General features: G+C 57.3%; 18 protein-coding genes. 7 read left to right on the top strand and 11 right to left on the bottom strand.

All coding sequences use genetic code 11. From position 1 onward, the window contains the following. Positions 1–198: 198 nt before the first annotated feature. The gene (ispH, locus tag Pla100_RS06595) at positions 199–1149 is read right to left on the bottom strand and encodes a 4-hydroxy-3-methylbut-2-enyl diphosphate reductase (protein ID WP_146576892.1); all 951 of its coding nucleotides are present in this window, start codon (positions 1147–1149) and stop codon (positions 199–201) included. Positions 1150–1356: 207 nt separating this feature from the next. On the opposite strand from ispH, the gene hpnC reads away from it, so the two are divergent. The 4 genes from hpnC to Pla100_RS06575 all read left to right on the top strand — a co-directional run bounded on the left by hpnC (position 1357) and on the right by Pla100_RS06575 (position 5274). Then, positions 1357–2322, top strand: a complete 966-nt coding sequence (gene hpnC, locus Pla100_RS06590; protein WP_197167741.1) for a squalene synthase HpnC — start codon at positions 1357–1359, stop codon at positions 2320–2322. After that, on the top strand, positions 2319–3335 hold the full coding sequence (locus Pla100_RS06585) for a phytoene/squalene synthase family protein (RefSeq protein ID WP_146576890.1): 1017 nt from the start codon (positions 2319–2321) through the stop codon (positions 3333–3335). The genes hpnC and Pla100_RS06585 overlap by 4 nt, the downstream gene beginning before the upstream one ends. After that, complete coding sequence (gene hpnE, locus Pla100_RS06580) at positions 3332–4804, top strand: hydroxysqualene dehydroxylase HpnE (RefSeq protein ID WP_146576889.1); 1473 nt, start codon at positions 3332–3334, stop codon at positions 4802–4804. Before Pla100_RS06585 ends, hpnE begins: the two co-directional genes overlap by 4 nt. A 104-nt stretch (positions 4805–4908) precedes the next feature. Then, positions 4909–5274: a DUF3127 domain-containing protein gene (locus Pla100_RS06575; protein ID WP_146576888.1), complete on the top strand. Its 366-nt coding sequence runs from the start codon at positions 4909–4911 to the stop codon at positions 5272–5274. A 170-nt stretch (positions 5275–5444) separates the two neighbouring features. Here Pla100_RS06575 and Pla100_RS06570 read toward each other — a convergent pair whose 3' ends face one another. The 3 genes from Pla100_RS06570 to Pla100_RS06560 form a co-directional block, all read right to left on the bottom strand. Then, positions 5445–6290: a PP2C family protein-serine/threonine phosphatase gene (locus Pla100_RS06570; protein ID WP_231602782.1), complete on the bottom strand. Its 846-nt coding sequence runs from the start codon at positions 6288–6290 to the stop codon at positions 5445–5447. A gap of 87 nt (positions 6291–6377) precedes the next feature. Further along, complete coding sequence (locus Pla100_RS06565) at positions 6378–7220, bottom strand: serine/threonine-protein kinase (protein ID WP_146576887.1); 843 nt, start codon at positions 7218–7220, stop codon at positions 6378–6380. Positions 7221–7516: 296 nt separating this feature from the next. After that, positions 7517–7774, bottom strand: a complete 258-nt coding sequence (locus tag Pla100_RS06560; RefSeq protein ID WP_146576886.1) for a hypothetical protein — start codon at positions 7772–7774, stop codon at positions 7517–7519. Positions 7775–8117: 343 nt separating this feature from the next. Here Pla100_RS06560 and Pla100_RS06555 point away from each other — a divergent pair, with 343 nt between their 5' ends. Further along, complete coding sequence (locus Pla100_RS06555) at positions 8118–9821, top strand: vWA domain-containing protein (RefSeq protein ID WP_146576885.1); 1704 nt, start codon at positions 8118–8120, stop codon at positions 9819–9821. Positions 9822–9973: 152 nt separating this feature from the next. On the opposite strand, the gene Pla100_RS06550 is transcribed toward Pla100_RS06555, so the two are convergent. Then, entirely contained in the window at positions 9974–11641 is a 1668-nt protein-coding gene (locus Pla100_RS06550; RefSeq protein ID WP_231602781.1) for a UxaA family hydrolase, read from the bottom strand. Positions 11642–11778: 137 nt separating this feature from the next. On the opposite strand from Pla100_RS06550, the gene sucC reads away from it, so the two are divergent. Further along, complete coding sequence (gene sucC, locus Pla100_RS06545) at positions 11779–12963, top strand: ADP-forming succinate--CoA ligase subunit beta (RefSeq protein ID WP_146576884.1); 1185 nt, start codon at positions 11779–11781, stop codon at positions 12961–12963. A 118-nt stretch (positions 12964–13081) separates the two neighbouring features. Further along, positions 13082–13954: a succinate--CoA ligase subunit alpha gene (gene sucD / locus Pla100_RS06540; protein WP_146576883.1), complete on the top strand. Its 873-nt coding sequence runs from the start codon at positions 13082–13084 to the stop codon at positions 13952–13954. Between the two features lie 423 nt (positions 13955–14377). Here sucD and Pla100_RS06535 read toward each other — a convergent pair whose 3' ends face one another. The 6 genes from Pla100_RS06535 to Pla100_RS06510 all read right to left on the bottom strand — a co-directional run bounded on the left by Pla100_RS06535 (position 14378) and on the right by Pla100_RS06510 (position 21041). Continuing rightward, positions 14378–15523: a TIGR00266 family protein gene (locus tag Pla100_RS06535; protein ID WP_146576882.1), complete on the bottom strand. Its 1146-nt coding sequence runs from the start codon at positions 15521–15523 to the stop codon at positions 14378–14380. A 10-nt stretch (positions 15524–15533) separates the two neighbouring features. After that, complete coding sequence (locus Pla100_RS06530; RefSeq protein ID WP_146576881.1) at positions 15534–16220, bottom strand: TIGR00266 family protein; 687 nt, start codon at positions 16218–16220, stop codon at positions 15534–15536. Positions 16221–16230: 10 nt separating this feature from the next. Further along, on the bottom strand, positions 16231–16887 hold the full coding sequence (locus Pla100_RS06525; RefSeq protein WP_146576880.1) for a TIGR00266 family protein: 657 nt from the start codon (positions 16885–16887) through the stop codon (positions 16231–16233). Between the two features lie 36 nt (positions 16888–16923). Further along, positions 16924–18048, bottom strand: a complete 1125-nt coding sequence (locus tag Pla100_RS06520; protein WP_146577312.1) for a M48 family metallopeptidase — start codon at positions 18046–18048, stop codon at positions 16924–16926. 17 nt (positions 18049–18065) lie between these two features. Beyond that, positions 18066–20045 (bottom strand): glycoside hydrolase family 16 protein, encoded by a 1980-nt coding sequence (locus tag Pla100_RS06515; RefSeq protein WP_146576879.1) that lies wholly within the window; start codon positions 20043–20045, stop codon positions 18066–18068. A gap of 75 nt (positions 20046–20120) precedes the next feature. Next, entirely contained in the window at positions 20121–21041 is a 921-nt protein-coding gene (locus tag Pla100_RS06510; RefSeq protein WP_146576878.1) for an alpha/beta hydrolase, read from the bottom strand. Between the last annotated feature and the right edge of the window lie 107 nt (positions 21042–21148).

The raw sequence follows: 21148 nt of genomic DNA, 5'->3' as shown, positions 1-21148 counted from the left end.
GCGAACAGGTCGATCCCCCGATCCCCGCCGACCCACTCGCTTGCCGGTCTGTTGTTTTAATTGTTTAACGGCAAGCCGCAGGCGACAGAGTTTGAAAACGCAGGCGCCTGCGGCTTGCCGTTAAACGAAAACGCCCAAACGTGCACTCAATCAACACGCCGTTGTGCTTCGGGCTTGTAGGGTTGCGGCGTCGCTGGCTTAAGCCGAGGCGGCTTTTTCTTTCGCAAACGCTCGTAGCGGTTTGGGCAACGGGAATTGAACGTCCTCGCGACGGACTTCGCGTGATTCGATCGTGGCGTTGAATTTCTCTTGCAACCAGGCGATCGTCGATTGGACCACCGACTCGGGGGCGCTGGCCCCGGCGGTGATCAAGACCACGTCGTCTTGTTCGAACTGGTCTTCGCTCAGATCGGCGGGACCGTCGACCAACCAAGCCCGTTGGCCTTTTTCGGCGGCCAGTTCTCGGAGGCGTTGGCTGTTGCTGCTGTTTTGGCTGCCCAAAACGACGACGACGCTGGCCTCGTCGCTGAGCAATTTGACAGCTTCCTGGCGGTTCTGCGTCGCGTAACAAATGTCTTCTTTGGGCGGGCTATCGATCTGTGGAAACCGACTTCGCAACCGAGCGATGACGCGGTTGGCGTCGTCAACACTGAGGGTCGTTTGGGTCAGATAGGCCAACCGAGTCCCCTCGGGAAAGGTCAACGCATCGACGTCGGCTTCATCTTCGACCAACACGATCGCCTCGGGGGCTTCGCCCATCGTGCCCAAGACTTCGTCGTGACCTTCGTGGCCGATCAAGATGATCGTGTAGCCCGCTTTGGCGTACTTGATCGCTTCGAGGTGGACCTTAGTCACCAGCGGACACGTCGCATCGATCGCGTGCAGGTTGCGATCGCGTGCCGCTTGGCGGATTTCAGGGGACACGCCGTGAGCGGAAAACAACAGCACGCTGCCTTCGGGGACTTCGCCGATCGTGTTGACAAAAATCGCCCCCTTCCCTTGAAATTCGTTGACGACGAATTGGTTGTGGACGATCTCATGATAGACATACACGGGGGGGCCGAACTTTTCGAGCGTCAAGCTCAGCGAATCGATCGCCATATGAACGCCCGCGCAAAAACCGCGGGGGGCTGCCAAGATGATCTTCATGAGTGGGCCGATCCGAGGGGTCGTTTCTTGAGGCAAAGGGGAGGGTCTTGAGGCAAAGAGGAGGGCAAAAAGGCGACGGGTTTGCCGCAACGGTAAACTGCCGGTCGATCAAACTGCACGTCGATCGCTGAACCGTTAAGATAACCGCAGTCGCGGTCGCCCGTCCAACGGCTACCGGACTGCTTCGTTCCTCGGATTGTGAAATTTGTGTCTGACCACGCGCCGCCGCCCACGACCGAACAAGTTGCCGCATCGAGTCGAGAGTGCCGCCGCATCGCGAGGGGGCATTACGAGAATTTTCTCGTCGCGAGCGTGTTGTTGCCGCGATCGATGCGTCAGCCGTTCTACCACCTTTACGCGTTCTGCCGCACGGCGGACGACCTCGCCGATGAATCCCCCACCCCCGAGGCGGCGCTTGCCGGAATCGCTGAATTTCGTGAACAGATCCGACGTGTCTTCGAAGGCGGCGAGTTGAAAGGTATTTTTATTGCTCTGGCTCAAACGGTCGGCCGATTCGATTTGCCGCGAAAACCGTTCGACGATTTGCTCGATGCGTTCGTCGATGATCAATCGATTCACCGATATCGCGATGAAACCGAATTGCTGAATTATTGCCGTCGCTCGGCGAATCCTGTCGGCCGGTTGGTGCTCGCGTTGGCGGCGGTCGAATCGGCCGATTGTGTCGACGAAAACAACCTACGTCTGAGCGATCAGGTCTGCACCGGCTTGCAGTTGGCGAACTTTTGGCAAGACGTCGCGAGGGACTACCGAATCGGACGAATTTACTTACCCCAAACAGTGATGCAGCGGCACGGATTTGATGAGACCGCATTGCAATCAACACTCCAGCACCAACGTCCGACGCCGACGGCGGTGCGCGCCGCGATTGCCGAACAATGCGTGATCGCGAGAAACAAGTTTGACTCCGGTCGGCCGTTGATCGGTCGAGTTCCCTCGTGGCTAGCAGCGGATATCGAACTGTTCATTCGTGGTGGGCTCGCGACGCTCGACGCGATCGAGCGGATCGATTACGACGTACTTCGCAAGCGGGTGCGGGTCGGGAAACTGCGGCAAGCCTGGTTGGTCGGACGTGTCTTGATCCGAAAACCATTCTTGCCAGGACGATCGACATCCGCATCACAACTACCCCAGACGATGGGCGGCGACGTATGAATCGGAATGTCATCGATCGCGGCCAGCGGAACCGCGAGATCGCCAACAGCTACGCCGCCGTACGTCGAATCGCCCGACGTAGCGGCAGTAGTTTCTATCGTTCGTTTTGGTTGTTGCCACGGGATCAACGTGATGCCATGTCGGCGTTGTACGCGTTCGCGCGGGTGACTGATGACTTGGGTGATTGTGACGAACCGGCGAGCATCCGGCGTCATTGGTTGGATTTGTGGCGACAGATCACGGCGATGAATTTGATCGGCGATTCCGACCAACCGATCCGTTTTGCTCAAAACCTCGAAGGCATCACGGACCACCAATTCGAACATCTCAATCGACACGCGATCGAGATCATGCCGGCGCTGCGTCATGCGGCCGATCGTTATAGCATTCCATCGCGATACTTACTCGAGATCATTGACGGCGTTTTGGCGGACCAACAAAAGAACCGCTTTGACACGTTTGAACAACTCGAACATTATTGCTACCTCGTTGCCTCGGCGGTGGGCATCGCCTGTTTGCACATTTGGGGATTCCGATCGCCGCTGCCGATGCAGGCGGCCGTGGATTGCGGGCTGGCGTTTCAATTGACGAACATCCTGCGTGACGTTTCCGAGGATGCGCAGCGAGGACGCATTTATCTGCCCCGTCAACACTACGAACAACACGGTCTTGATGAAGACGATTTATTGCATCCGCGACGTGACGCGAGATTGCGATGTTTGATCGTCGATGAGACCCGTCGAGCATCGGAGTTGTTTGATTCGGGATGGCGGGTTTGGGACTCGCTGGAAGAACCCGGGCGCCCAATGTTCAGCATGATCTGGCGGACGTACCGATCGTTGTTGACTCGCATCGCCGAGGACCCCGACGCGGTGGTCAAACGCCGCGTGACGTTGGGGATGCGACAACGACTCGGAATCGTCTCGCATCATTTCATCAAACCGCTCTACCACCGCTTGCCCGTTCCTCCGTCGGAAATCGGTTGGGCTCAGCGCACGGACAGGGCTTCGTGAATCCGCGTGTCGTGAACCGGCGTGTCGTGGTCGTCGGCGGCGGCATCGCCGGCATCGCCGCCTCGATGGCGATTGCCGAAACGATGCCCGACATTCGCGTCACGCTGTGTGAAGCTCGCCGCACCTCCGGCGGACGGGCCGGATCGTTCGTCGACCCGACGACCAACGAAACGGTTGACTATTGCCAGCACGTCGCGATGGGATGTTGCACCAACCTGCTCGATTTACTTCACAGGTTCGACATGAGTGACGAGTTCACTCGCTATCAATCGCTGACGTTCTATCATCCTGAATACGGGATGTCGTCGTTCGCGCCGAATCTGCGGATGCCCGCGCCGTTGCATTTGCACAAAGCGCTGGCGGGATTGCGATACCTTCGACTGCAGGAACGAACGCGACTGGCTTGGGCGATTACCAAGTTGATGCGTCAACGTGAACGTACCCTTGAAAAGGTCACGGCCGCGACTTGGCTCGATCGTCATCGCCAGTCGTCGCGTTTGCGAGTGCGATTTTGGGACGTAGTTTTGGTCAGCGCGCTCGGGGATGTGCCCGAACGGGTATCGATGGCAGCCGCTCGCAAGGTAATCGTCGACGGCTTCGCCGCCGCTCACGGTGCATCGGATGTGTGGGTGCCCAACCGGCCGCTTTCGCAAATTTTTGGTAACTCGATGTTGGATCACCTCGCGCGGCATGGCGTGGAGGTGAAGACCGGCTGTCTCGTGCGATCATTGCGATACGACGAACGCGACGAGGAGGTCGAATTGATTTGTGGAGACGATGGGACACTCCGATCCGATCACGTGGTCTTGGCAACGGCTTGGCGGTCGGCGTCCAAGTTGATCGAAACGATCGAACCAGGACTGAATCCATCGGCGCGATCGTGGCAGGATGCCACCGTGTCGTTTCTTTCGTCGGTGAAATCGTCGCCGATCACGGGCCTGCACCTGTGGTTTGATCGCGAGATAACGCCGTTACCGCATGTGGCGATGGTGGGCACGGTTTCGCATTGGCTGTTCAAACAACCGCTGCGGCAGTCGACGAGCGATCGCGCGGGCGATCAGGCGGGCGTTTACCACCAAGTCGTCATCAGCGGCCCGCACCGCTTCAGCGAATCATCGAAGGACGCTTTGCTGTCGGCCGTATGCGACGAACTTGCCAAGGCCTTTCCGATCCCGTTTTCGGGTCCGAATCCGGCGAAGTTGTTGCATCACCGGATCGTCACCGACCCGAACGCGGTCTACAGCGTCACGCCGCAGTTCCAGGCCCATCGACCGGCCACGACGACGACGTTGGCGTGGTTATCATTGGCCGGTGATTACGTCGACACCGGTTGGCCGGCGACGATGGAGGGTGCCGCGATTAGCGGTCGATTGGCGGCCGAAGCAGTCGGGGATCGGTTCGGCCGCCGCGTCCATTGCGTCACGCCGCCGTTGTCCCCGGGACGCTTGGCCCGATGGTTGATGACCTGATGGCGGATCTCGATCCCGGGGCTACATCAAATGGGTTGGTCGGTTTACACTCTGGTTCGTCGCACCGGCGACAGGCACCGATTTCAACCGCAGCGGATAGTTAGATGAGTGATGCAAAAGTTCGTGGCATTGTCCACCTGGTCGAAGAAACGAAGACCTACGGTCAGAAAGGTTTTCGAAAACGCATGGTCGTTCTGGAACAAGAACAAGGCAGCTTCACTAACTACGTCCCGGTCGAGTTCACTCGCGACGGATGCGATCTCGTCGACGGGTTGAAGAAAGGCGACAACGTCGAAGTCACTTACCGACTCAACGGACGACGCTGGCAAAAAGACCCCGATAGCGAAGTGAAGTTCTTCGTCAACGTCGAAGCGATGTCGTTCCAAGTACTCGAAGGCGGTGCGGGCGGAAGCTCGGATCCCAACGACGCATTCGACGAAGCGGCCGATGAGGAAGACGCACCGTTTTGATCCCTAGGGTATGCACTCGTTCCCAGGCTCCCGCCTGGGAACGCACTGTTTTGGAGGCTCTGCCTCCCGTCCCCAAGTTCCGTACCGACTCGCCAGGCGGGAGCCTGCGATGCATTGGGTTCCCAGGCCGGAGCCTGGGAACCAGCCGCAACTCGACTCGGAAAGTCAAGCTACGGTGTCATCAAGACGACCGCCAAGTCGTCCGGTTTACCGGGCATCGAGTGGTCTTCACCCCGCATCCGCTTGCTCGCCAACGCGACCAGCGCATTCATGCGATCGAGCGGTTTGCCGATGCGGGCGAGCTGAGCGATCTCGCCGAGTTGCAAGTTGTCGAACAACCCGTCGCTGGCAATGACGATACTGTCGCGAACGGCCAGCGGAATCGCCGGGCCGATCTCGATGTGCATTTCGCGCGACCCGACCAAATTCGAAACGATGTGCCGGTCATCGTGCAACATCGCTTCGGCTTCTTCGATCGCGCCCGATTCGATCAAGTAACCGACGGGCGAATGGGACGTCGATCGCCATTTCATCGTGCCCCGTTGGCCGACGATCATCGCCATCGAATCACCGACTTGGTATCCGCGAGCGATCCGATTTTGAACTTCGACGATCGAGATCGTCGTGGCGGCTCCCGTGCCCATGTCCAAAATTTCGGCGTTCGCCCTCTCGATCCCGTCCAGAATCGCCGGACGTAGATCCGAGCCGTCGATGCGGTCTTGCAGACTTTCGGCGATGCACTGTACCGCGATCGCGGACGCCTTGTAGCCCAACGGCGCGCCACCCACCCCATCGGCCACCGCCATCACCAACGCCCCGTCGGGCAGGCGGATTACAGCGGCACTGTCGTCGTTGGGCTCGTCCTTGTCCGGGCAGGTCCGCGAGAAAACAACCAAATGCCCAGGCTTGCCGGCCCCGAATCGATGTGAATCCACGAAATCGACCGGCAGGACGCGGGGCGACTCCATCTCGCTTTCGAGAAACAGGTGGACGGCGGTATCGAGGACGGTGGTCACGGGTGGGGGGGAGTGAAGAGTGAAGAGTGAAGAGTGAAGAGTGAAGAGTGAAGGGTGAAGAGTGCTTTGATTGGGGGCTTTTGAATTCTACGTTGCCTTGCGGCTTCGTTTTGCAAAACGGGTTGCTTTGATCCGACATTTCTCCCAAGCCTCGGACATTTTGACGGCGTCGGGGTATCGATCTCTTGGTTTAATTGCAACGGATTTGCGGATCACCAGGATTAAGTCCGGGTGGACTCGCTTGCGAAAACCGGGCGACCCCGGAAAAGGCCATTCAAACGGATATTCCGGCCATTTTCCCGAAAACATTCGATAAAGAATCAATCCGATCGAAAAAACATCGGCCCGCGTTGACGGCTTCCCCATCGCCTGTTCGGGGGCCATGTAACCAAGTGTCCCGGTCCCGGCACTACTGATCGTTTTCTGGGCCGCCTTGGCGATCCCGAAGTCCCCCAATCGCAGCGTCCCGTCGTCGAACAGGAGGATGTTTTCCGGTTTGATGTCGCAGTGGATGATCCCGCAACTGTGAGCGTAAGCGACCGCGTCGAGCAACTGGGAGCCGAAATCAAAGGCCGTATCGAACGACATGCGGCTCTTGAGCCGGTCGTCGAGCGTGCGTGCGGCCAACGGAACGACGATCACGAAATGGTCGTCGATGAAGCTGGCGTCGCGAATCGGCAAAATATTGGGGTGTTCTAACCCCATCGTCAACTTGGATTCGCGACGAAACTCGTCGATCAGTTCTTTGGAAACCCATTTGGCGTTGGGGATCTTGAGGGCCACCTTGATGTTCAGCAACGTGTCGGTGGCGGAATACACATCCGCGAATCCGCCCGAACCGATCCGCTTCTCCAAGCGATATTTTCCCACGCGACTTCCGACGCGAAGTTTCGGCGGACTGGATGACGGTAAGGGTGGCAAGCGAGTCATGATTGTTCGTCGCGATAGCGTCCGATGGCGACTTGAACGTTCGATTTTTGAAGTTGCAACCATAATTGATTAAGCGTCTGCATGACAAGTTTCGGCGGCATGGGACTCCTATTCAATTGGAGGGTAGTAACAGTCGACGGTGGCGAAAGTTCAGGATAGCGAGACGCCAGGGTAGCGAAACTCGCCAAGAGTTTCGGCTTAGTGCCAATCGCTGCAAATCTTCGGACGTCTTCGCAAATCCATGATCGAATCAACCGCAACGCGATCGCGCTACGGCAAATTACTGACCTAGTAGGTTATTTTTGTTCGGCGAGCCATTTCGAGTATCGTTCGCCCGCTTTCTCATAGGCACGCAGTTTGGTGGCTCGCCGTCGTTCGTTCCATTGGCGGTAGGCTTCCTTCAAGTCGCCGTCGGGACCGATTCGATCTCGAAGCCCGGCCATCAACATCGCGTCGGACACTTCCATCGCCTGCCACCATCGCTGAAAATTCTCGCGAATTTGTTCGGGGGTATCGTACCGAGACGGCTCGGCGGTTTGTTTCGGTTTCGTCATGGATGTGGGTGAAATGATGGTTCGAGCTTATTCGTTTTCGATTCGGCGGCATTCGATTTTCATCCGATCGACTTTCATGCTTTGCTGAAAGTCAATCCGTCGGCTTTGCGTCCACGTACAATAGGACTACGTTCGATCATCAGCCGCGACGCGCTAGTGGTCTGTTGATTTAGTCGTTTAACGGCAAGCCGCAGGCGACAGAGCTTGAGAACGCAGACGCCTGCGGCTTGCCGTTAAACGAAAACGCCCAATCGTGCACTAAATCAACAGCCCGCTAGCGTGTTGCGGCTGATGAAGTGGTGATCTGCGAACGAGCCCTTTCCTTATTCAATCCAGTGTGGTCATGAAAAATCGTTCCCTCGGTGGTGTCATCCACGCCTATCAGAAATACGATCCGACCGCATTCCCGCCGCCCACTCAGCCGCCGCCGGACTTGGTCACGCCGGCGTTCGAGCAGGCGTTGATGTACGGAAACTTCCGCGAGCTGACCGACGAGGAACTCGCCAACGCCGTCCGGCTCGACCCTTCCCAAATCGCCGGTTTGGGTCCGAGTATCGATTTTCTTCGCGCACTGCTTGAAGAGCGTAAACGCAAGATACTCGAAACCTACGAATCCCGCACGGTGCAAAAGAAGGCTCGCAAGGCGTTCCACCAAGCCGCCAAGAAAGTCAAACCACCCGCCCGGATGGAAAAATTGTTTCAAATGGCGATCAATCAAGAGCAACCGTTCTTGATCGAACGACTGTGGTACGAGACCGGCGACGATCAAAGTTCACTCGCCCGCAATCTGTTGGCAACCGGTTCGGCGATGGCCGATAAGCACAACATCGAAGAGCTGGCGACGAAGTACGAGTTCACCGGCAACGAATCGATGACCGTTCCGAAGGCACTGGAAATCAAAGAGGAACTCGAGAAGATTGACGAGCTGTTGGAACAACTCGACCAAGCCGAAAAGACCGCTCAGATCGGCCTTATCGACATGGAGATGCTCAGCGAGTTCGCACAACCGGGCGACATGGAACAGCTCGAAGAGATGCGGACTCAAATCGAGAACATGCTCCGCGAACAAGCCGAACGCCAAGGGCTTGAACGACGCCCCGACGGCAAGGGTTTCCGCTTAACGCCCAAGGCCTACAAGATTTTTCAAGGCCGATTGCTGCAGCGAATCTTCAGTGAACTGGCCCCTTCTCGCTCGGGACGACACGAAGGCGACGTCGTCGGTGAAGGTGCCGTCGAGTTGCAACAAACCAAGCCTTATGAGTTCGGCGACAGCGTTGCGAACTTGGACCTGCCGCAAACGATCATCAATTCATTGATTCGTCAAAAAGACGAACGGCCGTTGCGTTTGCACTCCGACGACATCGTCGTTCACAAAACGCGAAACCATCCCAAGTGCGCGACCGCCGTGATCATGGACATGAGCGGATCGATGCGATACGACGGCCAATACATCAACGTCAAACGCATGGCCTTGGGATTGCAAGGACTCATCAACAGCGAGTACCCCGGTGACTTTTTGAAGTTCATCGAGATGTACACGTTCGCCAAGTTGCGTTCCCCCGGCGAGATCATCGAACTCATGCCCAAGACCGTGACCATCCATGATCCATGGGTGCGATTGAAATGCGACATGTCCAACCCGGACATCACCGAGCATCAAATCCATCCGCACTTCACCAACATCCAACACGCGTTGAAGCTGGCCCGCACGAATCTGATCAACTGCGATACGCCGAACCGGCAAGTGTGTTTGATCACCGACGGTCTGCCGACGGCGCACTTCGAAGACGAGACACTGTACATGCTCTATCCGCCCGACCCGCAAACGGAAGCCGCGACGATGCGGGAGGCGCAGCTATGTCACAAGGAAGGCATCACGATCAATATCTTCTTGATCCCGAGTTGGTCGCAAAGCCAAGAGGATATCCGGTTCGCATACCGCATGGCCCAAGCGACCAAGGGCCGCGTGTTCTTCACCAGCGGCAAAGACTTGGACCGTTTTGTACTTTGGGATTACGTCCAAAACCGGCGCGATATTATCGCGTAAGATTAGCTGTTGGCTGTTGGCGATTAGCTGTTGGCTCAGAGCTGCCGGGTGTTCGTCGCAAAGCCTCCTCCACCGAGCCTACTTCGGGGCACCGTGTAGGCTGGGTCGCAGCCGCTTCGGCGGAGACCCGGCCGATCGAAGCGAACCGCCACTCACAAAGTCGGGCCGACGGTCCATGGGACGAATTCATGATCGCCGAGTCCGAGTTGTTCGCTGCACGTCGCCGTGCCGCTGGCGTGCAATAGAACCTGTTCCCACAAACGATCACCCACCGATTCGATCGTCTGGCCGGTCAAGACCACGCCCGCGTCGAAATCCATATCCTCAGACATGGATTCGAAGAGCAACGAGTTGCTCGCGATTTTGATCACCGGGACCGGTTTGCCACCGAAGCAACTTCCTCGGCCGGTCGTGAATAGTACCAAGTTGCATCCGCCGGCGACTTTGCCGGTCACGCTCGCCGGGTCGAAACCGGGTGTGTCCATTACCGAAAGGCCTTGCGTCGGAATCGGAGCGGCGTAATCAACGACATCGACGAGAGGACTGGTGCCGCTCTTGGCGACCGCACCGAGCGACTTTTCGGTGATCGTAGTCAAACCGCCCGCTTTGTTCCCGATCGAAGGGTTGTTATCGAGCACGCCGCCGTAGACCGCCACATGCTCTTTCCACCACTGGATCTTGGCTATCAACTTGGCGGCGACCTCGTCGCTCACCGCCCGCGACGTCAATAGATGTTCGGCCCCGTAGATTTCCGTCGTCTCGCTGAGTACCGCCGCGCCGCCATGGGCAACGACTAAATCCGCGACGCGGCCGACGACCGGGTTGGCCGTCACGCCTGAGTAACCGTCGCTGCCACCGCACTCCAGCGCCAGCCGCAAGTGCGATGCGTCGACGGGAGTACGGCGAAACTGGTTGGCTTGATCGAGCAATGTTTCGATCATCCGTTCGCCGCGATCGATCGTCGCCCGCGTTCCGCCTTCGGCTTGCATCGTCAACATCGCCACGCCGACCTCGTCGTTTTGACAAGACGGCTCGGCGATCGCGTTGTTCTTGGATGAACCATTCACGCCGATCGACACCAACCGATGATGGTCTTTCAAGTACTCCGGCGTCGTCTGTTCGCATCCCAAACCGATCATCAAGGTCGCCCCGACGTTCGCGTGAGCGGCGTAGCCACGAAGCACTCGCCCCAATGCTTGTTGCTTGGGACTGGCGTATTGCAGCGCACATCCGGTCGTGTGCGTTGCGAGCGCGATGCCGTCGACGTTGGGGAATTCCGCTAACCTTTCGACGGGAAAGCGTTTGGCAATTTGGTGGCACACGGTCGCGCTGCAGTTCACCCGCGAGGCGATCAGCACGTAGTTGCGAGTGCCGACTCGCCCGTCGCCACGATCGTAGCCGAGGAACTCGCGTCTTTGGGGGCGATGTGTGTTCTCGGGATCAAGACTCCGCACGGTCGAGCGTCGCCCGGTGACCGCGTTGCCCATGTTCGATTCGTGAGCGTCGGCGAGGTTGTGACTGTGCACGTGGTCACCGACCGAAATCGCCTCGGTCGCGACCCCGATCGGGCTGCCGTACTTCAGCACGGGGTCGCCGATTGCCACCGACCGCAGCGCGATCTTATGTCCCGCCGGGATGGCTTGTCCGGGCACGATCGGGTCCGAACCGCTCGCCAGAGGGCTCTCGATGTTTTCGCCTGCGATCAATCGCCGCACCGCGACGCCGACGTGGTCGCCTTCGCTTAGCACCACAATGGACGAAATGGCTGCGGAAGTTGCGTTCTGATTGATAATCGGATTTGCCCTATTGAAAGAATCCAAGGTTTCGCACCCGTGGCGACGCCTTCGACGAAGGTTTATATTCCCCGCAGACCGGCCGAACAACAATCGTTTGCGTTGGCCACGTCGTTTTGTTTTGCCAATCCACCCATTTGATCCGCCCAGCGGGATTCGTCCTGATGAAAATTCACGAGTATCAAGGAAAAGAACTCTTCCGCGCCGCCGGCGTCCCCGTCCTGGAAGGGATCATGGTGACGACGCCCGACGAGGCTGCGGCCGCATACGACAAATTAGGCGGCAAAATCGCCGTGGTCAAAGCCCAAATCCACGCGGGCGGTCGGGGCAAAGGGAACATCATCGACAACCCGGACCAAAAGGGCGTGGTGTTGTGCAAATCGGCGGACGAAGCCAAAGCCGCCGCCGCCGGATTGCTCGGCAATAAACTGGTCACGATCCAAACCGGGCCCGAAGGCCAAACGGTTTCGAAAGTCTTCGTCGAGGCCGGTTGTGACATCGCCCGCGAACTGTACCTCGGCATCGTCGTCGACCGCGCCTCGTCCAAGCCGGTCTTGATGGCCAGCACCGAGGGCGGCGTTGAGATCGAAAAGGTCGCCGAAGAAACCCCCGAGCTGATCTATAAGGAAGCGTTCGACCCGGCGATCGGACTCGAAGCGTTCCAGATCCGCAAACTATGCAAGAAACTGAACATCGAAGGACCGGCCGCCAAGAGCGCGTTCAAGTTCCTGACCGCGATGTCGAAGTTCTTCATCAAGTACGATTGCTCGCTCGCCGAGATCAACCCGCTCGTGATCACCGGCAACGGCGAAATGATCGCTTTGGACGCGAAAATCACGTTCGATGAAAATGCGATGTTCCGTCACCAGGACCTCGAATCACTGCGTGACCTCAGCGAAGAGGAAGAGAGCGAAATCCGAGCCGGCAAGGCGGGGCTAAGTTACGTCAAACTCGACGGCAACATCGCCTGCTTGGTCAACGGTGCCGGACTGGCCATGTCGACAATGGACATCATCAAGTACCACGGCGGGCAACCGGCCAACTTCTTGGACGTCGGCGGTGGTGCCAACGCGGCTCAAGTCACCGAAGCGTTCCGGATCCTTTTGTCGGACCCCAATTGCAAAGGCGTCTTGGTCAATATCTTCGGCGGGATCGCCCGTTGCACGACGATCGCCGGTGCGTTGATCACGGCCAGCAAAGAGGTCGGTTTCAACGTGCCTTTGGTCGTTCGACTCGAAGGCACCGAAGTCGAGGAAGGCCGCAAGATGCTCGAAGACAGCGACGTCGACATCATCACCGCGATGGACCTGACCGACGCCGCCAAAAAGATTGTCGCCGCGACCGCCTAGCGGCCTTGCCGCAGCTTGTTAGCTATTAGCTGTTAGCTGTTAGCTTTTTTCATGCACGTCACATCACACCCTCGGCTGTTAGCCAACCGCTAATTGCCAATCGCTAAAAGCTATTGAAATGAGTATTCTGGTCGATAAGAACACTAAGGTGATCTGCCAAGGCATCACCGGCAACGCGGGCAAGTTCCATGCGATGGGCTGCCGCGACTATGGCACTCAAATGGTCGGCGGCGTCACGCCGGGCAAAGGTGGCCAAGAAGTCGAAGGCATGCCGGTCTTCGACACCGTCGAGGAAGCGGTCCAGCAAACCGGTGCCGACGCGACGATGATCTTCGTCCCGCCGCCCTTCACCGCCGACGCGATTCTCGAAGCCGTCGATGCGGGCATCCGCGTGATCGCCGCGATCACCGAAGGTGTGCCCGTGATCGACATGGTTCGCGTTTATGAAAAAGTCAAAGCGAGCAACTCGATCTTGATCGGCCCGAACTGTCCCGGTTTGATCACGCCGGGGCAGTGCAAGATCGGCATCATGCCCGGATACATTCACACCCCCGGCAAGATCGGCGTGATGAGCCGCTCGGGAACGTTGACCTACGAAGCCGTTTGGCAAACGAGTAACTTGAAACTCGGTCAAAGCACCTGCGTCGGACTCGGTGGCGACCCGATCGTCGGCACCAGCTTCATCGATTTGTTCAAGCTGTACCAAGAAGACGATCAAACCGAAGCGATCCTGATGATCGGTGAAATCGGCGGCAGCGCCGAAGAGGAAGCCGCAGCCTACGTGAAAGCACACGTCACCAAACCGGTCGCCGCCTTCATCGCCGGCCGAACCGCTCCTCCGGGCAAACGAATGGGTCACGCCGGTGCGATCATCAGCGGCGGCAAAGGGACGGCCGAAGAGAAAGTTGCTGCGTTAGAAGACGCCGGAATCGTCGTCGCCCCAAGCCCCGCCGAAATGGGCCAAGCGATCGTCCAGGCGATGAAGGCTTAACATCGCGTGAGATTGAAGCGATGGCGAGAATCACCGATCGGAAATGATTCTCGCTCACCCTTAATGATCCTTGAACAATCCCTTAACAAGGGCGATAAAGGCAGCTAAGACACCGTTGCCTTCGGCAAATTGCTTCGGATGCTCAAATTTCTACCGAAATGAGCAAGTTCTTTTCATTAGCGTCAGCCCGGTGCCGATACTCCTAGTGCGGTAGTCGTGTGGTAGTCAAAATGACGACCTTCACCCACTCCGTTCTATGCGAGTTTCGGATGGCCGGAACCAAGGGGCACGAGGTCTGGCCATCCGACTCGCTTAGAGCCTATCCGAAAAGGGGTCTGACCCTCTCCGGCGATACCATAAAAACGACGAATATCGAAGCGCCTCCAAAGGGTCAGACCCCTTTTCGGATAGGCTCTCAGTCAATCAGTTTTTGTTCTTGACCGGTCGATACGGATTGACCCATTGCAGGAACGATTTGGCTTGGCGGGTTTGAACCCAAACTCTGCCTTGGCCCGCGAATTGACAGACCAGTCCTTCACCGCCGAAGAAGAACGATTTGATCTTTCCGCCTGCTCTTAATCCAGGCAACACGGTGACGCGGTATTGCAGCGTCTCTTCGAACGCGACGATGTACCCGGTGTCGACCATGAAACCGTCCGTAACGTCGATCGGCATGATTGCTCCATAAGAGCTAAAGAACAGATCCCCGACGCCGCTCGCCTTGAGCAACACCAAACCCTCGCCGCTGAAGAAACCCTTCGCGCCCTGCCAACTGCCGGTGACCTCGACGCCGTCGCTGTTGAACATGTAGGCACCGCGCTGCAGATACATGGTGTTGCCGTTGAGACGATGGTAGGCGACGTCGCCAGCCGCACCCCCGGCGAACATGATTTCGCCGGGACCGTCCAGGGCGGTGAAGGTGTTGATGATCAAGCTCTCACCGCCGAGGAACCGACCAAGCGTCTTGCCGAGGCCGCCCTTGAAGCCGGCTTCGAGATGCACGTTAGGTGACATCGATACCATCGCGGATGGTTCGGCGAAAATCTTTTGACCGGCGGGAATGTGGATCTTTGCGATCGCAAAGTCCGGGCGTTGGGTGATTTCGAATTCCAGATTCGGAGTCCGGCCACTGAGATTTTGAGTCGCCGAAGTGGGTTTCGATTGCGGTTTCGCGACGGGTCGACCGGGAAGGCCAGTAGGGGGAATACCGGTCGCACCACTGAACGCGACGGGTTCACCAACGAGTTCGGCTTCGACGATGTCGCCGGTCGCCCACGCGTCCTCGATCGGATTCGCAAACGCCATCGGAGCCGCGACCGCTGCCGAGGCGGGTCGCGCCGGCGCGCTTGGGACGGGGTCCGGGTTCACTCGCGGGGTCGGAGCGGGAACCTGGGATTCCGGCTTGATCGCGTTAGGCGGCGAGACATGATTGGCTGTCGCAATCGTGCCCGGTGGCAAGTCTTTGATCTTGAGCAACTGGCCGCAGTCTTTGCATTTGACTTTCTTGCCGGCGAACGTGTCGGCGAGGCGGTACCCCTTGCTGCAATTGGGGCAGGTGATTTGAATCATTTCAATAACCTCAACGGGGTCGCAACTTTGGTCCCAACAACTTGCCGAAACTCGGCGGGTTGTGGCTTTGACAATACAGCCGTCCTTGGCCACTGAACTTGCACACCAATCCTTCGCCACCCAGGATACTGCCGACGAGGCTCTTGCCCGCTTTGCCGATCTTGAACTGCAACGTTTCATCAAACGCGACGATGTGCCCCGTATCAACGACATACTCGCCATTGACATCGACGGGATAAATCGCGCCGAAGCTGCTCAGCAAGAGATCACCGCGTCCGCTGCACTTGACCCAAAACATGCCTTCGCCGCTGAACAGAGCCTTGCCCAGACCTTGCCATGTGGCATCGATCTCGACACCGGTCGCTGAGGCCAACCAACTTGACCCTTGTACGATCAAGTTCCCGCCGGTCATCGGGTAGTGCATGATATCGCCGAGTAAGCCCGGCCCGATAATCAACGTTTGATTGGCAGCCGTCGCGGTGAAATGATTCAAGAAGAAGTTTTCACCAGCAAACATACGCTTGATCCCCTTCATAATCCCTCCACCACCGCTACCGCGATTTCGCGAAGTGGTTTCGACGGTGAACCCGCTCGACATGGCGATCATCGCGCCGACTTCGCAGGTCACCGATTCGCCCGCTTGCAGGGTCAGTTTGGCAACGGACATCGCCGGTCGGGCGAGAAGTTCGTGATGCATGGCAATCTTGTTAATATAAGTGAGAGTTGGTCCAAGCCGCTAAACCGTCAAACGATCGGGATTGCATGTAGATGCGTCCGGGACCGGTGACGCGGGTAACAAAGCCTTCACCACTGAAGAAGCTCGAGAAAATTCCGCCGGCCATACCGATCTTCACTCCGATGGAAGGTTCATAAGCAACGAGGTGGCCCGAATCGACGACGTACTCACCGTCGATCTCTCGTTGAAAAATGCCGCCGTAGGCACCAAACCAAATTCGGCCACTGCCGCTAACTTTCAAACGAAACAACCCTTCCCGAGCAATGAGCATCTTCCAACCCGCCCAACCCAATCCCAACGTGACGCCGGGCTCGCAGGCGATGAACGCGCCCGGTTGTAAGAACATCGTGTTGCCACTCAGTTCGATGCATTGAATGTCGCCAGGAAACGCTTGGGTTAAAACCAACTCGCCGGCGGTGGCTGTGGTGAAGGTGTTGACGAACATCGATTCCCCACCGAAGACGCGTCGCAATATCGCTTTGATGAATCCGCCGTTCCACTTCGTACTCATCTCGATGGTCGAACTCATGCTGGCCATCGCGTCGGCTTCGGCGACAATTTGATCGCCCGCTTCCATACGAACCAGGATGTTCGCAAACGAAGGCTTGTCACGGATCTCGGTGTGCATCAGGTCGTCTCTCGTCGGATTCGTTTACTGGGTTCTTCAATCGGTCTTGAGGTTCTTCAATCGGCCTTGAACCGATGGCCAGTCGACATCGAGTGGTTCGTAATTTTGCTCGGGCAACCCCGCGATCATGTTTTCGACGGACGCTATTCTAGCCGCATGATCGGGATGCGTGCTGATCCAAGAAAAAATCTCCGGGACTTCGTCGTGTTCGTGTTGAAGGAGTGCGAAAAACTCTCCCATGCCGGTCGGGTCGATGCCGGAGGCATGCAACATCCGGACGCCCTCTCGGTCAGCCTCGGTCTCTTGTTCACGCGAGTAACTGTTGATCGTCGCCATTTGAAACAAGTCGGCCCCCGCCCCGATCAGGCCGCCGACGTCTCCGATCAACATGGACACGCCGGCCCAAATGCCCATCGATCGAGCGACGCGTTGCAGGCCGTGCCGCAACGTCGCGTGCGACATTTCGTGGGCCAATACGGCAGCGACCTGTTCGGGACGTTCAGCGTTTTCGATCAAACCGGTGTAAACGACCATCGACCCGCCGGGAAGCGCGAACGCGTTGACGACGTCCGACTGAACCACGCTGACACGAAAATCCAATCCATTGATCGCCGCTTCGGGTGCCATCCGGTCGACCATGCTTTGCATCGCCTCGACGACCACATCGTCGGTCACTCGGGGGCCGCCCAAGTCCATCGATGCCATCGCGGCCGAACCGATTTTTTCATCCACGCTTATCGGTAGCGCCATCACGGCGGCGGTCGCTCCGGCACGAATCGCGAAGTAGCCGACGACGCAGGCCATTACGATGCCGACGAGCAGCCCCGTGCCGATGACCCATTGTCGACGGTTCTCGCCACGCTGTTTTCGCAAGCCGATCTGCAGTTGTTCGTCCAAGATGCCCGACGACGCCAATGACAACGATCGGACGAATCTCGGGTCCTCGCAAAAGATCGTGATGTTGCGATCTCGCCCGCGGCAGAAAACCATCTTGCCGCTAAAACCACCGATCTCGACTTGGCACTCGCGATACGGGATCAAGAACTCTTGACCGTCCGGTGCGCGAGCGAAAACCCCCGCCGGTCGCAGCTCCACGTCGCCGCCGCACCGACCGTCGGGCAACGTTTCACAAAAGCACCCGCCTGAAAAATGCTCATCCATCGACGTCACTCACTGAATCATTCATTGGGCTTTTGGTAAACATCCTCGTTCGAGGAAATGGGTTCTGGCGACGCGACGATTTGAATTCCGGTGACCCCCGTCCATCCGCCTTTAAGGTTTCCATTCCATTGGATCTGTACTGAGTTGGCGGAGTTTCCTCGGAACGCGACTGTATTACCGGGAGCGAGATGCAATGGATCGGTCGACTCTGAGATCTTGAATTTTCCGTCATGCCAACTCAGGTCGTAGTAATATGTCCCCGCCGGATCGACTTTATCTGCTTCGTCCGAGCGAAGGGTCACCGAACCACTGCCACCTTGATCGCCTGCGCCAACGTAAACGAAGACGTCGTAATTTTCAAAGGGAATTCCTGTGACTTCGAGGCTTCCACCTAGCTGGATGAATCCGGATTGAAGAGCGAGATTACCGTGCTGAAATCCCCATTCACGGGCCGACCGGGAACGCCAAGCTTGATCACCTTCGGGCACTGACCACAACACGGACATCTCTGGAATCGTTTCGCCCTGATCATCGTTTAGTGTCGCCAAAGCTCCATCGGGACCAATCAAGTTGTTCCAGTTTCTCTGAGAAACTGACTCGTGTCCGGCCGTGTCCTTTGGACGAAGACGAGTCGTGGCCTGATCTTTGACTTGAAAGTTCAACCCAATCCCGGCTGTCGCAAGCTGTGGCTTGGGGCCTTGGTCGGGTAAGTAATCGGGGTCGACTGGATTCTGTGAATACACCCTGACATAGTCGATCCACATGTCGGTTCCGTTGCCATAACGCTCTAAGTCGATCGGCCAACCGCTGATTCCTCCGATCGCCAGATTGATAAGAAAGAAGTGCGGATTCTTCTTTGAAACATCTCCGCTTGGATGCCGAAACACTTCGATGTCATCGAAATAGTAAACGGTTTGTTCTGAGCCAACGTAGACGCCGTAAGTATGAAACGTAGTCGACCAGTACGATTTGCCACCCAACTTCGTGATCTCTGGTCTGGCGGAGAACGCTTCTTTAGGTTGACCGTTCTGATTCTTTTGCCCCCAAAAATGCGTGACGATTGAATAGCCGGGATGATTCGGATTGCCTTTTCCCTTTCCGCCGTAGGCTTCCACGATGTCCAGTTCATCAGTTCCATTCTCGCCCAACGCTAGCGTCCAGAATGCCGGCCACGTACCGATCGCCGATTGAGCGGTGAACCGACACTCCAGGTAACACGGTGCCTGGGTCCAGGTCCCCCGAAAGTCTGCATCCACGGACGCGATGAGACCGCTAATTCCGTTTGGAGAGTCCTGGTCTTTGCGTGCCGAGATTCTTAACCAAGTTCCTTTGCGGCTGAACGGTTTGCCGTCACCAAGAACGTCTGAAAATGGCCATCCACTGAAGTCTCCACCGCCGGGTTTATGCGCCGAGTAGGTTGCTCCTCGCCCGTCGTTGGAGATCGATAACGGCCCATCGAAATCATCCTCAAATACGAGCTTCATTCCCTCTGCTGCGGGCGGAGGATTGTCGGGGATACCTTGATTCCAAACCGCACCGCCCTTATTAAAAAGCTGGAGCTCGTAGATGTCTTTGATACCCGCTTTGTTCTTTGCATAGATTCGAACGTTCATAGGACCATTCGGAAATGCGTCCGCATCGAATCGGAACGATCCGTTGCCTCTAGCGTCGAGCACGATTCCTTCGGGAGCAACGTTCACATCACGCCCCCAGCGATCAGAGGCTGCCGAACCGTCCGGCTGCGTCCAGCAGAACGCAGCCGCTTCGGTCATGCTTTTCGCACTGAATGTCACCGTTACCATTCCAGAAACTTCTGAACGCGGTTCCGGTTGTGTGACGCGAATGACCTGCGTCCATTTCTCCGCGCCTTCATCGTCGTGTCCATCGTTGAACTCGTGAAAACCATTCTCGATCTGCGTCGTTTCGTTCTCGACCGAGAACGCAGACGATGGAATAGCGAGTAAGGTCAATAACAACGCAGTGAAACGGAATGACATCTTTGCTCCGGCAACTATCTTCGGGTACAGAGTATCAAATCGGAACGAACGATCGCCGAGTAAGCTGATACTCACTCACTGCAAAAGCTTCTTCACCAAGAAATCTTGAGCGTTTCGGTATTCGGTGGACGAGTGTTTGGGAATGAGTAAATGGCACTCTTGCCCCACGCGATCCGCCTTTTCTTTCATCTTCACGCCGTAAACGGGGTGGTGGATGCCGTGACCTGCGTTCTTTGACGGCAGCGTCATGTCGTCGCCATAAGTCATGAAAAGAGGCGGGTCGTCACTGCTGACGTGATTGTACGCGGAAAACTCGACGTAGAGATCATGGTGCTTGTCGTAGTTCTTGAGTGCGTCTTGAATCGTAGCTTCGCCAACGGCCATGTTGATCATCGCGTGCTGCAGAACCATCGGGCCGAGCCAATCTTCGATCACCTTGGGGTCGATCGATGTTTGCCCCACGCTGACCGCGGCCGCAGTAACGCGGGTCGACTCCCAGGCGATCGGATCGTCGGCATCGGGCTTCGCCAAGTCATCGTGACAAAGCAACCACATCGACGTGCACGCTCCCGCGCTTCCGCCGGTCAGTGCGATTCGGTCCTTTCGGATATTCCACTCTTCGGCCTTGCTTCGCAGGAACTGGATCGCTCGCGCGGCATCGTGAACGGGTGCGGGCAACGCGTCCGTGGCGGTCAATCGATAGTTAATCGCCGCATACGAGATGCCTTTGTCGAGGAATGGCTTGACGTCGGCTTCACGACGCTGTTTGTCACCCCGAATCCACCCTCCGCCGTGGATATAAACCAACAACGGACGCGGGCCATCGCCTTCCGCCTGCCAAAAGTCGATCACGTTCCTCGCGTGCTCACCGTAAGCGACGTCGGCATAAGTCGGCTGGAATTTCGACGCCGCAGTCGGCTGCTTCTGCTCGGCGGATACCAGCCGAGGCGACCAGATGATGGCGATCGTAAAGAGTGTCAGACAGATTGTTTTCATGTTGAGAGCTGAGCGATGGGGGACGAAAGTGGCCGAGGCTGAATCGTTGAAAATGAATCGAACCGAACGAAACAATTGTATTCGAAGCCGAACGTCCCTGGGTGGCG

The organism is Neorhodopirellula pilleata (assembly GCF_007859915.1).
GTDB classification, from domain to species: Bacteria; Planctomycetota; Planctomycetia; order Pirellulales; family Pirellulaceae; genus Rhodopirellula; species Rhodopirellula pilleata.
This window is presented reverse-complemented; position numbering and strand designations above follow the sequence as displayed.

Bases quoted from the DNA above. Each gene is read 5' to 3' on its own strand.
- ispH (WP_146576892.1), bottom strand. From the start codon at position 1,149: ATGAAGATCATCTTGGCAGCCCCCCGCGGTTTTTGCGCGGGCGTTCAT.
- Pla100_RS06585 (WP_146576890.1), top strand. From the start codon at position 2,319: ATGAATCGGAATGTCATCGATCGCGGCCAGCGGAACCGCGAGATCGCC.
- Pla100_RS06575 (WP_146576888.1), top strand. From the start codon at position 4,909: ATGAGTGATGCAAAAGTTCGTGGCATTGTCCACCTGGTCGAAGAAACG.
- Pla100_RS06565 (WP_146576887.1), bottom strand. From the start codon at position 7,220: ATGACTCGCTTGCCACCCTTACCGTCATCCAGTCCGCCGAAACTTCGC.
- Pla100_RS06560 (WP_146576886.1), bottom strand. From the start codon at position 7,774: ATGACGAAACCGAAACAAACCGCCGAGCCGTCTCGGTACGATACCCCC.
- Pla100_RS06555 (WP_146576885.1), top strand. From the start codon at position 8,118: ATGAAAAATCGTTCCCTCGGTGGTGTCATCCACGCCTATCAGAAATAC.
- sucC (WP_146576884.1), top strand. From the start codon at position 11,779: ATGAAAATTCACGAGTATCAAGGAAAAGAACTCTTCCGCGCCGCCGGC.
- sucD (WP_146576883.1), top strand. From the start codon at position 13,082: ATGAGTATTCTGGTCGATAAGAACACTAAGGTGATCTGCCAAGGCATC.
- Pla100_RS06535 (WP_146576882.1), bottom strand. From the start codon at position 15,523: ATGATTCAAATCACCTGCCCCAATTGCAGCAAGGGGTACCGCCTCGCC.
- Pla100_RS06530 (WP_146576881.1), bottom strand. From the start codon at position 16,220: ATGCATCACGAACTTCTCGCCCGACCGGCGATGTCCGTTGCCAAACTG.
- Pla100_RS06525 (WP_146576880.1), bottom strand. From the start codon at position 16,887: ATGCACACCGAGATCCGTGACAAGCCTTCGTTTGCGAACATCCTGGTT.
- Pla100_RS06520 (WP_146577312.1), bottom strand. From the start codon at position 18,048: ATGGATGAGCATTTTTCAGGCGGGTGCTTTTGTGAAACGTTGCCCGAC.
- Pla100_RS06515 (WP_146576879.1), bottom strand. From the start codon at position 20,045: ATGTCATTCCGTTTCACTGCGTTGTTATTGACCTTACTCGCTATTCCA.
- Pla100_RS06510 (WP_146576878.1), bottom strand. From the start codon at position 21,041: ATGAAAACAATCTGTCTGACACTCTTTACGATCGCCATCATCTGGTCG.